Here is a 12,375-nt window from a genome sequence, read left to right as displayed (position 1 = left end):
TTGTTCTGCCCGCGCAGTGGCTAAGTGTGAATCTAAAGAGGGTTCAATAGGACACAGCGCAGGTGGAGTGAGTTAGTTCACTGACTTTGTGACAAAAATCACAGATGATGAAAGCCCCAAGTCGTATACTGAAAATGTAAGAAAAACATTCATTCCGCGGTTCCGGTTCCCAAGTAGAGAGAACATGTTCCGGTTTATGTGAAACAATTCACATTAATCGCGGCTCTGGGCACACAATGATACGAATGAAGCAAGATGTTATGTGTCCAGAAATCCAAATTAGTGGAGGGATTACGATGTCGGTGATTGAAAAAGATGTCAAACAACAAACAGGCTGGAGAAACTTTACCAAAGGAACATGGACCAAATCCGTAGACGTGAATGATTTTCTGGCACACAACTTGTCTCCGTATTACGGTGATGAAGCATTTCTCGCAGATGCAACCCAGAATACCAAAGAATTGTGGGAGATCGTATCTGATCTGACCAAAAAAGAACGGGATAACGGCGGTGTCCTTGACGTTGATGTGAACACACCAGCGACTATTGTTTCTCACCAACCAGGTTATCTGGATCAATCCAAAGAGCAGATCGTCGGCGTTCAGACCGATGCTCCGTTCAAACGTTCCATTCAACCAACAGGCGGAATCCGGATGATGATTGATGCATGTGAAGCATACGGCTTCGAATTGCCTCAAGGCGTCATTGATATATTTACAAACATTCGTAAAACACATAACCAGGGTGTATTCGATGCTTATACTTCCGATATGCGTGCAGCGCGAAAAGCAGGGATTATCACAGGTCTGCCAGATGCTTACGGCCGTGGCCGGATCATCGGTGACTATCGTCGTGTAGCTTTGTACGGGGTAGACTTCCTGATTCGTAACAAAAAAGGTGAACTGAATGCACTTGAAGTTGATGTTATTGATGAAGATGTCATTCGTCTGCGGGAAGAATTGTCTGAACAGATTCGTGCATTGCAAGAATTGAAACAATTGGGCGATATGCACGGGTTCGATATTTCCTTACCAGCGACAACAGCAAAAGAAGCGTTCCAATGGTTATACTTCGGTTATCTCGCTGCGATCAAAGAACAGAACGGTGCTGCGATGTCACTGGGACGTGTATCTTCTTTCCTGGATATCTACATTGAACGTGACCTGCAAGAGGGCATTTTGTCCGAAGAACAGGCTCAGGAATTGGTTGACCATTTTGTAATGAAACTGCGGATTGTCAAATTCCTGCGTACACCGGATTACAACGAACTGTTCAGTGGAGATCCAACATGGGTGACTGAGTCCATCGGTGGTATGTCAGTGAATGGTGAAACACGCGTAACCAAAAACAGCTTCCGTTTCCTGCATACACTGCACAACCTGGGTCCTGCACCAGAACCGAACCTGACTGTACTTTGGTCCACGAAACTTCCAGAAGCTTTCAAAGATTATTGCAGTAAAGTATCCATTGAAACCAGCTCAATCCAGTATGAAAATGATGATCTGATGCGTCCAATCTATGGTGACGATTACGGTATTGCATGCTGTGTATCGGCTATGAAGATCGGGAAACAAATGCAATTCTTCGGCGCTCGTGCCAACTTGGCAAAAGCTCTCCTGTATGCGATCAACGGTGGTCGTGACGAGAAATCCGGAGCACAAGTTGGACCTGAGTATCCTGCCATCACTAGCGAAGTGCTGGATTACAATGAGGTTATGAAACGCTTCAAACCAATGATGGAGTGGCTGGCGAAACTGTATATGAACACCCTCAACGTCATTCACTACATGCACGATAAATACAGCTATGAGCGTATCGAAATGGCATTACATGACCGTGACATTGTACGTACGATGGCTTGTGGTATCGCCGGTCTCTCGGTTACAGCAGATTCACTGAGTGCAATCAAATATGCCAAAGTAAAACCAATTCGTAACGAACAAGGCATCGCCGTTGATTTTGAAATCGAAGGAGACTTCCCTTGTTACGGTAACAATGAAGACAGCGTAGACAGCATTGCTGTTGAACTGGTCGAGAACTTCATGGGCATGATTCGCAAGCACAAAGCTTACCGTAACGCAGTTCCAACACAATCCGTTCTGACGATCACTTCCAACGTGGTATATGGTAAGAAAACAGGGACTACACCGGATGGTCGTAAAGCAGGTGAACCATTTGCTCCAGGTGCGAACCCAATGCATGGTCGTGACAAAAAAGGTGCACTGGCATCCCTTGGCTCTGTAGCCAAATTACCTTATGAACACAGTCTTGACGGAATTTCCAATACCTTCTCCATCGTGCCAAAAGCATTGGGTAAAGAGGAGACTACACGTAAATCCAATCTGACTGCGATGATGGATGGTTACTTCGGTCAAAACGCTCATCACCTGAACGTTAACGTATTTGATCGTCAGCAATTGATTGATGCGATGGATCACCCGGAAAACTATCCACAACTGACTATACGGGTATCTGGATATGCTGTTAACTTCATTAAATTAACTCGTGAACAACAGTTGGATGTCATCAACCGTACGTTCCATGGTTCGATGTAGATAATTTGCAAGTAGAAGACCGCTAGAGCAAGACATTCCAACTCATATTAAACGCACAGCGGATGCGGATACAGAAAGGAAGAGGCAGCATGGTTAACGGACATATTCATTCACTCGAAACTTTCGGGACGGTTGACGGCCCAGGCATCCGCTTTGTGCTTTTTATGCAAGGATGTCTACTCAAATGTCAGTATTGCCACAACCCTGATACATGGGCGCTGGATGGTGGAAAAGAAATGACGCTAGAGGAGGTATTGGCTGAGATTGAGCCATATCTATCCTACTATCGTAGTTCCGGAGGCGGGCTCACGATATCTGGCGGAGAACCAACGTTGCAGGCTCACTTCGTAGCTGAAATCTTCAAAGAAGTGAAACGTCGCTGGGGATTGCATACGACACTGGATAGCAACGGGTTTAACGAACCGGAACGGATTCACGATCTGCTGGATAACACAGACCTGGTTCTACTGGATCTCAAGCATATTGATGACGAGAAACATATCAAGCTGACAGGCAAATCCAACGAGAGAACGTTGAAAACAGCCAAGTGGTTATCGGAGCAAGGTCGGAAAATGTGGATACGCCACGTGTATGTGCCTGGCATTCATAACGAGGAAGAGGATCTGCTTAACCTCGGACGGTTTATCGGAACATTGAATGGCGTTGAGAAGTTCGAAATTCTTCCATACCATCAGATGGGGATCTACAAATGGGAGGCGCTCGGTAAAGTATATCCACTGGATGGAGTTCCTTCGCCAAGTGAAGAAGAAGTGGAGCGAGCGTATCGCCTGATCGAACAAGGTCGCCAGGAAACGGCTGGCGTGGCTTGTTCCGATAAGTAATTACCTTTATATGCAGGATGTATATAATTTGAACTAACTATTTACACAAGAACGAAGAGGACAGAAATAAGCTGAAGAAGCGGAGCGTTCGCCTAAAAGCTTTCTGCAAGAAAGCTACATCGGAAGCATATGCTATCCCTAGATTTTCACTTTTGTAAAAGTGGATCAAAAAAATCGGGGGATAACAGCGATCAGAAGGTTGTTCTGTCATCGAAGTGGCAAGTGTAAATATTCTTAAGTTCAACGTATATACCAACCAAGCAGCCCTTGCGAATACACTTCGCAGGGGCTGTTTTTTGTCCAGTGAAGGATTTTATCCCTCCATTGATGAATTGTCATCCTTACGATGTAAGCTCCGGCTTTTTATAATCAGAGTGTAAAGCCAAATGCTCAATATCTTGAGGAGGGTCAACCCGATGAAAAAAAGAATGACATTGCTGCTTTCATTATTGCTTATCACTTCATGGACTTTGGCGGGATGTGCAGGCTCAAGTAACGAGCCACAACAGGGCGCAGGCAATACACCTGTGGAGGAGACAAGTAAGGAACCGGTTGAGATGCTTCTTCGCCACACACAGGTGGGGGCCGACAAACAGAAAAGACTGGCAATTCTGCAGGATGTTGTGGACAAAGTTGAGGGAGAGGTACCCAATCTGACCTTTACGCTGGATGGCGTCGAATCCGATGTGAATCGCAAGGAGAAGCTTCGCGGAGAGATGGCGGCAGGTAACCCGCCCGATATATTTGAACTGTTCGGTAGCCCGGATTCCAAAGTTTATGCGAAGGAAGGTATGCTGCTTGATCTGACGCCAATCCTGCAAGAGCTGGGCATTCAGGACCAGTTTACATCCCTTGAACCGTTTACGTATGAAGGCAAAGTCTATGGACTGCCAATTGGCGGTTCCGGCGAAGGTTTTTTCTATAATAAAGAGTACTTTGAACAAAAAGGATGGAAAGCCCCAACCACCATGGCTGAATTGGACAACATACTGGCCGAGATCAAGGCTGATGGCAAAGTGCCGCTTGCTTCCGCATCCAAGGCGGGCTGGGTACCGCTTATGTTAACCAACCATCTGTGGTCCCGATATGCCGGGCCGGAGATTACCGCAAAGTTTGCAACAGGTGAAGCGAAGTGGACCGACCCGGGTGTTGTGCAAGGTTTTGCCAAACACAAGGAATGGGTGGATAAGGGTTATTTCAAAAAAGGTGAACTGGGCTTCGAGTATGCCGAATATACCACGCAATTTACAAGTGGAGAAGCGGTATTAATGTATGACGGAACATGGAAATCATCTGTATTCAAGGAAGGTCAGAGCGGTGAATCGCTCATTGGCAAGGTTGGATTCTTTAATATGCCTCCGGTAGAGAACGGAGCAGGTGATCAGACTTCCTTGATGCGGGATGTGAACAATGGATATGGATTCTCGGCAGCCGTGGCGGATGATCCGCAGAAGCTGGAAGCCGTTAAAGCTTTTATCAAAAATTTCTACAATGAAGATATGCAGGTTCGCGGCCTTGTGGAAGATGGTGTGTTGCCTGCCATGAAGCTGGATGAGAAAGTGTTAACCGATAGCATTACCGATGATCTGATGAAAGAAATTGTGGCCGTGCTTAATGCGTCCAAGACGTCGTTCCCGGCATTTGATGCACTCGTGCAGGCGGATGTGACAACAGAGATCAGTAATTTGCAAATCCAGAAGTTGATTGGTGGGCAGACCACGCCAGAGAAAATGGCAGAAGAGCTGCAAAAGGTACAGGAAGAAGCAAACGCTTCAGTGGAATAAATCAATCCAAACTGAAACTGCGATCGTTGAAGTGACTGAAGGAGGCTGACCATGAATACTTCACTCCGCAGCCCGTTAATCTATACGCTCTTTGTAATGCCAGCCCTAATCCTGTTTGTAATGTTCTTCTTATACCCTATTGGTAGCTCCTTGTATTACAGTCTGACGAGTTGGAATGGGGTATCGGCTGAGCCACGTTTTGTGGGTTTATCCAACTATGTGAAGGCACTGACCGATGAACGATTTTGGATTTCCACACGGAATAACGGCTTTTTCATCGGATTTTCGGTACTGATTCAGGTACCTCTAATCGTCCTGTTTTCGCTTCTGATTGCCAATGTGAAAAGGCTGAAAGGTCTGTATAAAACAGCTGTTTTTTTACCATCCATCATGTCGACAGCCGTGATCGGTATTTTATGGGGATTCATCTATGAACCGAATATCGGACTGTTAAACAAAATGCTTCATGTGCTGGGCATCGATCCAATCTACTGGTTATCGGATAACCGATTTGCCATGTTGTCCATTTTGGTGACCAACGCCTGGCAGTGGACGGGATTTTACATTGTCATGGTGCTGGCGGCCATACTGGCGATTCCCCGTGATTTGGATGAAGCAGCTGCAATTGATGGGGCAACGGCGGTACAACGTGCAATGCGAATTACGTTGCCGCTGATTCGCCCGATCATTTCAGTGGTGATCATGTTGTCCATCGCAGGTGCCATGAAAGCAGCCGACATCGTGATTGTCATGACCAAAGGTGGGCCCGCAGGGTCCACCGAGGTTCTGGCGACATACATGATCAAATATGCAATTACCAACTTCAAATATGGTTATGGCAATACCATTGCAGTGCTGATCTTTGCTCTGACGCTTGTGCTCACTGCGGTGTATCAACTGCTGGTGGCGAGGCGGAGCGAGAAGGTGGAATATTGATGCCGAAAAGCATAAAAAGTAGTATACCTCATGTGTTGTTAATGTTGTACTTGATCGCGATTTTGTTTCCCTTTTTATTTGTGATTTTCTCGTCCTTTAAGCAGGATAACAATGAAATCGCCTTGAATCCATTCGGTTTGCCTACAACATGGGAGTTTAACAATTATGTGGAGGCCTGGGTGAATGCAAAGATTGGCACGTATTTCTGGAACAGCCTGTACATTTCGATTCTGTCTTCGGCGTGTACAATTGTGCTCGGTGCCATGTTTGCTTTTGCCGTAACCCGGATGAGACACCGAAAGTGGAGTCTTTTTCTGTACAGCCTGATACTGGCGGGTATGCTTATTCCCAACAACGCACTCATGCTGCCGATCTATCTGCTTGTACGCAAAATGGGCATATTGGATACACATCTGGCATTGATTGTGCCCTATGTGGCCAATGCGATCCCCTTTACCATTATTATATTGGCGGCTTTTATGCGTTCTCTGCCTGGCGAAATTGAAGAAGCGGCGGTTATGGACGGCTTGAGGGCCCCGGGTATCTTTGCTAAAATAGTGATACCTCTTACGGTTCCGGCTATTGTTACCGTTTTTATCGTTAATTTCCTCGGCAACTGGAACGAATTTTTACTCGCCAACTATTTCTTATCCACCGATAAATTGCGTACGCTGCCCGTGGGCATGGTCCAGTTTCGGGATCAATATCAGATGAACTATGCCCAGATGTCGGCGGGTATCGTATACAGCGTTGTACCTGTACTTGTGATCTATGCCATACTCCAGGAGAAAATTATAGAAGGAGTAACTGCAGGTGGTGTCAAAGGTTAATACCATGAACCAGTGAATAGGGAGAACGGGATATGAACTTGCGAATGAAGCTGGCCTTGGCATTTCTGCTGCTGATCATTGTACCGATGTGTGCGCTTGGCATTGGCATGTTTCTGGTCACGTCACATACGATTGAGAAAAAATACAATCAACAGGCCGAATATGCGCTTCAGGCTATCAGCTACAATATTGAGAATGTATTTCAGCAGATTAACAATGTGACCGACAACGGGATAGCCACATCGGTTTTCCAAATGGCATTGAACGCCAAAGATCCGACCAAGCAGGATCTGGGGACCGGTAATCAGTTATCCCTGAATGCCAGCCAGCGCAATTTCCGTTCCCTTCTATATAATTATCCGTTCATCAGTTATGCCTTTTTATATGATTTGCGTTCTTCCGAGAACAACCAGATTGTCTCCATTTTCACCAAAGAGAACTTTCAAGCCCTTCCTTTTCAGCAATTCAAAGTGCATCCTTTATTCAACGAAATTCAGCAACTCAATGGTGTGCCTAAATGGCTCGCACCTCTGGAATATCCCGAATTAACCGGGGTAGAACCTGTCTTCACCCAAATCAGATTGGTCAAAGAACTCAGTTATTTTCAAAATATCGGCGTGCTTGTTGTTCAGATCAAAAAAGGAGAGATTGACCGGATCTTCCGTCACCTGCAAATCAGCGATTCGGCACAGGATACGTCGTTCCTGTTAATTAATGAAGAAGGACTGATCGTTTATGATCCTGCAGGTATATATAACGGTGAGAACATGCAAAACCTTGGTGCTGAATCCGGCAGGTACGGTCCCGGCTTTAGCAGTGTCAGAACGGTCTTTGACGGCAAGGAAAGCATTATTTCGCAATATCATCTGAAGAACTATAACTGGAGTCTCGTCAGTGTGACCTCATGGGAAGCCTTATCTGCGGAAACAAATGCCTTTGCAGGTTGGTCTGTCATCATTATTCTGTCGTGCCTGTTCGCTGCCATGATTTTTAATCTATTTTTCATGAATCGCATTACGGGCAACATTGCTGTACTTGTAAGGTTTATGCGTCGTGTGGACGATGGTGATTTTAATGCGAGGGTGGAAGGAAAAGGTTTTGACGAGATGCAACTGCTTGCACAAGGGTTCAATGAGCTATTGGATCGAATCGGGGGATTATTCCGTCGTGTTCGGGCAGAGCAGGAGCAGAAGGCCCAGGCAGAACTACGTGTACTACAAGCCCAGATCAAACCCCATTTTCTGTTCAATACATTGGAATCGATCAATGGTTTGGCATTGCGTGGTGAGGGGCGCAAAGTAAGCGAGATGGTAACCAGGCTGGGCAATATGCTTCGTATCAGCATTCAGGATCAGGAAGAGATTCCGCTGGGTGAGGAAATAAGACACTTGCAAAGTTATCTGGAGATTCAACAGTACAGGTTCAGTGATTTGTTCACCTATGAGATTGACATTCCACCCCATTTATACAGCTCAATTCTGCTTAAGCTTACCCTCCAGCCTCTGGTGGAAAATAGCATTCAACATGGGTTTGAGGGGATCACCTATCCAGGTGTACTGCGGATAAGCGCATATGCAGAACGGGGTCATCTGGTGTTATGTGTTGAGGATAATGGGATCGGTATTCCCCAGGAAATGCTCGCACGATTTGAGTATATGGCAGAAGATCCACCGGAAGATATGCTCGCGGAAGGGGCGGAATCATTATCGTCCATAACGGAGCGAAGGGGATTGGGATTACGAAGTGTGGCAGATCGAATTCGTATTCAATACGGGGCCGGGTATGGCATATTTATATGTTCAGCACCGGGGTATGGCACAGTTATTCGATGCATCATTCCATTATATGAGCAGGAGGAAGCCGGATGAATCTGACTGCAATGCTGGTTGACGATGAGCTGCCGATTCTGGAGAATCTGAACTATATTTTACCCTGGGAAGAAATGGGGATTGAAATCACAGGTACCGCGAGAAGTGGTGTAGAAGCGCTGGGGAAAGTAACAGAAAGTCATCCAGACATTCTCTTGTGTGATATTCGGATGCCGTCTATGGATGGATTGGAACTTATTCGTTTACTGCGAGAGCAGGGTGAAACGTGTGAAATTATTTTACTGACCGGGTATCAGCAGTTTGAATATGCTCGAAACGCTATCAAGTATAACGTACATGAATACATATGTAAGCCAATTGATTATTTGAATCTGGAACATAAACTGCGAGAGCTTGCCGGACAGATCCATAAGAGACGTCTGGAAAACGAATCGCAACGTTATCGCAGCCAAGAGATGGAAAGTTGGATCAGACATAAACAGTTGATGGACTTGTTGCGAGGAGAAGCCCAGATGAAGATTTCTGATCCTGTTTCTGTGCCTCAATTCATGCCTCCTTTTGTAGGCTATACGGTGCTGTTGGTGGATGTAGTCGGTTATTTTCGCCATTCCATCGGCTGGTCCGAGGTCCAGCATGTAAGATGGCATGAGGCAATAAGTTCCATGCTTAGGGAAGTTACGGATAGAATCTCTAATGGCTGCCAGGTTCTTTCTACCCGCAAAGGAGAGTGGTGCATCTTGTTAGACGCATCGGGCGAGTGGAAACTTCAGTCAGAGGAGTTGGCACATCAACTATTAATTGAATTGAATGCGATATTGTCCATGGATTCAGGTGTAAAAGCAAGGGTAGTTCAGGATCATGTACTCGTAAAACTGGAACAGCAAATCCTTGAACGGTACCAGCATTGTCAGAGAATTCTAATGACACATTCGGAAAGCGAAGACAAGGTATTGAATTCGGGCTGCGCGGGATCTTCATTATCGTATGATCATGAGGTTTCCAAAAGGGGCGGTACATGGATAACAAGAGACGATCTGGAGCTTATCACACGGTGTATTCGACAATGGAATAAACAAGGATTACAAGATGTAATGAATGCGCTTAAACAGCGAATGGGGAATGCCGAGCAATCAATAGACAAGATAGATGAAACCCATGTTCGCTATATGCTAGTACACATGCTTCGGGAACTGCGCGAAGTCAATGTCATGGCTGAAAAGGACGAAGTGAATTTCTGGAATGCGCTGCAAGAGGCTGTATCCATGAGAGAACTGATTGAACTTGCAGAGGTCATTATTCATGCCTGTCAAGGTAAACAAACTCAACCGCGTCCCTCGATAGCGGAACTAATCCGATCTGCATGTGATTACATGAACGCCAGACTGCAACAGGACTTGGGAATAGATGAAGTCTCAGATTGGCTCGGAATCAGTCCGGGATACTTCTGCCAGCTATTTAAAACTCAAATGGGTGTTACTTTTGTGGAATACATGACGCAGAAACGGATGGAAAGTGCCGCTTTATTGTTGAGTACAACCGAATGGAGCATTACAGCGATTGGGGAAGCAACAGGTTTCAAGGAGCGCCGTTACTTCTCCAAGGTGTTTCATAAACACTTCCACATGAAACCCTCCGAGTACAGGCAGAGTAAACAATTGGGTTTGTAGTAGCAAGGGAAACGGGAGGAGATGTCAAATGAAACCCTTGAATGATCTGACATTGGAGCAAAAGGTAGGCCAATTGTTGATGTGTGGATTTCACGGTCAGCAAGCAGATGAACAGATTACTCGCTTAATCCGTGACTATCACGTCGGGGGTGTCATTTATTTCCGGCGCAATGTCGAAAGTGTAGATCAATTGACACGGCTGTCCGCCGAACTGCAAGATATGGCTGCTGAAGCGGGGGCCCTACCACTCATGATTTCGGTGGACCAGGAAGGTGGCATGGTTGCACGGATTGACAAAGAGGGAATGACCCAAGTGCCGGGTAATATGGCGCTTGGTGCGACAGGCAATGCGGAATATACCCTGGAGTGTGCCCAAATTCTGGGTCGTGAGTTAAAAAGCATCGGTATTGATATGAACCTTGCGCCAGTGGTTGACGTGAATAACAACCCGCTTAACCCGGTAATCGGTGTGCGTTCGTATGGTGAACATGCTGAAAGTGTGGCTGCTCATGGCGTAGCAGCCATCACCGGATATCAATCACAGGGCATAGCTGCTACTGCCAAACATTTTCCGGGACATGGAGATACCGCCGTAGATTCTCATCTTGGTATGGTTACAGTACCTCATGATCGAAACAGGCTGGAACAGATGGAGTTGTTACCGTTCCGCCGGGCGATTGAGGCCGGAGTTGATGCTATTATGACAGCTCATGTGATGTTCCCTTCGATTGAGCCCGAGCCCATTCCGGCAACGTTGTCGCATAAGGTGTTAACGGGCCTATTACGTGAAGAAATGGGTTTTGAAGGCATTATTATTACAGACTGTCTTGAAATGCATGCGATATCCAAGCCATATGGGGTAGCTGAAGCTGCCGTTCGTGCTGTGGAAGCAGGAGCAGATCTGATTCTGGTGAGTCATACCTTGCAAGATCAGGTTGCTGCGCTGGAAGCCATTGTGAAAGCAGTTCGAACGGGGCGCATTTCGGAAGAGGTTATTCATCAGGCGGTGGAACGCATTATGACATGGAAAAGAGAGCGCTGCGGCCAGCAGAATGATCATCTGGTTTCGCCGAAAGCGAGTGAAACGGTCGAAGCAACCAATGTTGGACCTGTTGATTGCACTGAATCCACTAAACCCACTGAGCCCAACGAATTGACGTTGTTCAAGATTGCTTCAAGCAGTATTACAATCGTTCATAATGATGGGCTGCTGCCGTTGAACCCAGAGAAGGACGTATATGTCATCTGGCCTGAGGTTGTGCAACGGACAGAGGTGGATGAACCATGGTCCCATACAGAATCGTTGGGTATGGCGTTATCGCAGCTGCGAGGCAGAGTTCGTGAGCACAAAATTACTACTCAGCCCACCTATGATGAAGCGGATCGGATATTGGGTGAAGTGTTGGAAAGTGAGCAAGTTATCGTGTGTACGTACACATCTGCAGGTCATCTTCCGAAAGGGCAACAGTATTTGGTTGAAAAGCTGAGTAAAAATCATTCGCTGATTGTCATTGCTCTGCGCAATCCATACGATCTGCTGGAGATTTCGAGGCCGGGAAGTTATGTGTGTACGTATGAGAATACACCTGCAGTTGTTCGGGTACTGTCCCATGTGTTAACCGGTGGACTGCAGCCAACAGGAAGTCTGCCTGTCCGTTTGCGCTAGACCTATCAATCCTTATATCTCTCTGCGATATGGTGCTGATTGACCATCTCCTGGAGAGATTTTTTTGTTGGAATTTTCTATTGGCTAATTTTGGGATATGAAAGCTAAAAAGATAATTGATAGATAACTATTTTCATAGTATTTTCCTTCTATTAAAAGTTTACAATTCTCCTCTTAACTTTTTAGCAACTTTTCCCGGTTCCAAGCGTCTAATAATATGACTTTTTGAGGGGGATATTTATAAAATGGGAGCAGAAGGAGCCAAA

General features: G+C 46.0%; 8 protein-coding genes. All 8 read left to right on the top strand.

The window, feature by feature from the left end:
* Positions 1 to 296: 296 nt before the first annotated feature.
* Complete coding sequence (gene pflB, locus IFU39_RS17545) at positions 297 to 2,555, top strand: formate C-acetyltransferase (protein WP_091018174.1); 2,259 nt, start codon at positions 297 to 299, stop codon at positions 2,553 to 2,555.
* 89 nt (positions 2,556 to 2,644) lie between these two features.
* Positions 2,645 to 3,397, top strand: coding sequence for a pyruvate formate-lyase-activating protein (pflA, locus tag IFU39_RS17540; RefSeq protein ID WP_091018172.1), 753 nt, complete (start codon positions 2,645 to 2,647; stop codon positions 3,395 to 3,397).
* A gap of 416 nt (positions 3,398 to 3,813) precedes the next feature.
* The gene (locus tag IFU39_RS17535) at positions 3,814 to 5,181 is read left to right on the top strand and encodes an ABC transporter substrate-binding protein (RefSeq protein ID WP_192134028.1); all 1,368 of its coding nucleotides are present in this window, start codon (positions 3,814 to 3,816) and stop codon (positions 5,179 to 5,181) included.
* A gap of 51 nt (positions 5,182 to 5,232) precedes the next feature.
* Positions 5,233 to 6,117, top strand: coding sequence for a carbohydrate ABC transporter permease (locus IFU39_RS17530; protein WP_076250991.1), 885 nt, complete (start codon positions 5,233 to 5,235; stop codon positions 6,115 to 6,117).
* Entirely contained in the window at positions 6,117 to 6,947 is an 831-nt protein-coding gene (locus IFU39_RS17525) for a carbohydrate ABC transporter permease (protein ID WP_105599554.1), read from the top strand. The genes IFU39_RS17530 and IFU39_RS17525 overlap by 1 nt, the downstream gene beginning before the upstream one ends.
* Positions 6,948 to 6,979: 32 nt before the next feature.
* Positions 6,980 to 8,815, top strand: coding sequence for a cache domain-containing sensor histidine kinase (locus tag IFU39_RS17520; RefSeq protein WP_105599553.1), 1,836 nt, complete (start codon positions 6,980 to 6,982; stop codon positions 8,813 to 8,815).
* Positions 8,812 to 10,443, top strand: coding sequence for a response regulator transcription factor (locus tag IFU39_RS17515; protein WP_192134026.1), 1,632 nt, complete (start codon positions 8,812 to 8,814; stop codon positions 10,441 to 10,443). The genes IFU39_RS17520 and IFU39_RS17515 overlap by 4 nt, the downstream gene beginning before the upstream one ends.
* Positions 10,444 to 10,471: 28 nt before the next feature.
* Entirely contained in the window at positions 10,472 to 12,109 is a 1,638-nt protein-coding gene (nagZ, locus tag IFU39_RS17510; protein WP_192134024.1) for a beta-N-acetylhexosaminidase, read from the top strand.
* Positions 12,110 to 12,375 lie beyond the last annotated feature (266 nt).

Source organism: Paenibacillus sp. CFBP 13594, assembly GCF_014842675.1.
In the GTDB taxonomy this organism is placed as follows: Bacteria; Bacillota; Bacilli; order Paenibacillales; family Paenibacillaceae; genus Paenibacillus; species Paenibacillus amylolyticus_B.
Note: the sequence above shows the minus strand (reverse complement) of the source record. Positions and strands in the feature narration are given on the sequence as shown.

Bases quoted from the DNA above. Each gene is read 5' to 3' on its own strand.
- pflB (WP_091018174.1), top strand. From the start codon at position 297: ATGTCGGTGATTGAAAAAGATGTCAAACAACAAACAGGCTGGAGAAAC.
- pflA (WP_091018172.1), top strand. From the start codon at position 2,645: ATGGTTAACGGACATATTCATTCACTCGAAACTTTCGGGACGGTTGAC.
- IFU39_RS17535 (WP_192134028.1), top strand. From the start codon at position 3,814: ATGAAAAAAAGAATGACATTGCTGCTTTCATTATTGCTTATCACTTCA.
- IFU39_RS17525 (WP_105599554.1), top strand. From the start codon at position 6,117: ATGCCGAAAAGCATAAAAAGTAGTATACCTCATGTGTTGTTAATGTTG.
- nagZ (WP_192134024.1), top strand. From the start codon at position 10,472: ATGAAACCCTTGAATGATCTGACATTGGAGCAAAAGGTAGGCCAATTG.
- IFU39_RS17520 (WP_105599553.1), top strand. From the start codon at position 6,980: ATGAACTTGCGAATGAAGCTGGCCTTGGCATTTCTGCTGCTGATCATT.
- IFU39_RS17530 (WP_076250991.1), top strand. From the start codon at position 5,233: ATGAATACTTCACTCCGCAGCCCGTTAATCTATACGCTCTTTGTAATG.
- IFU39_RS17515 (WP_192134026.1), top strand. From the start codon at position 8,812: ATGAATCTGACTGCAATGCTGGTTGACGATGAGCTGCCGATTCTGGAG.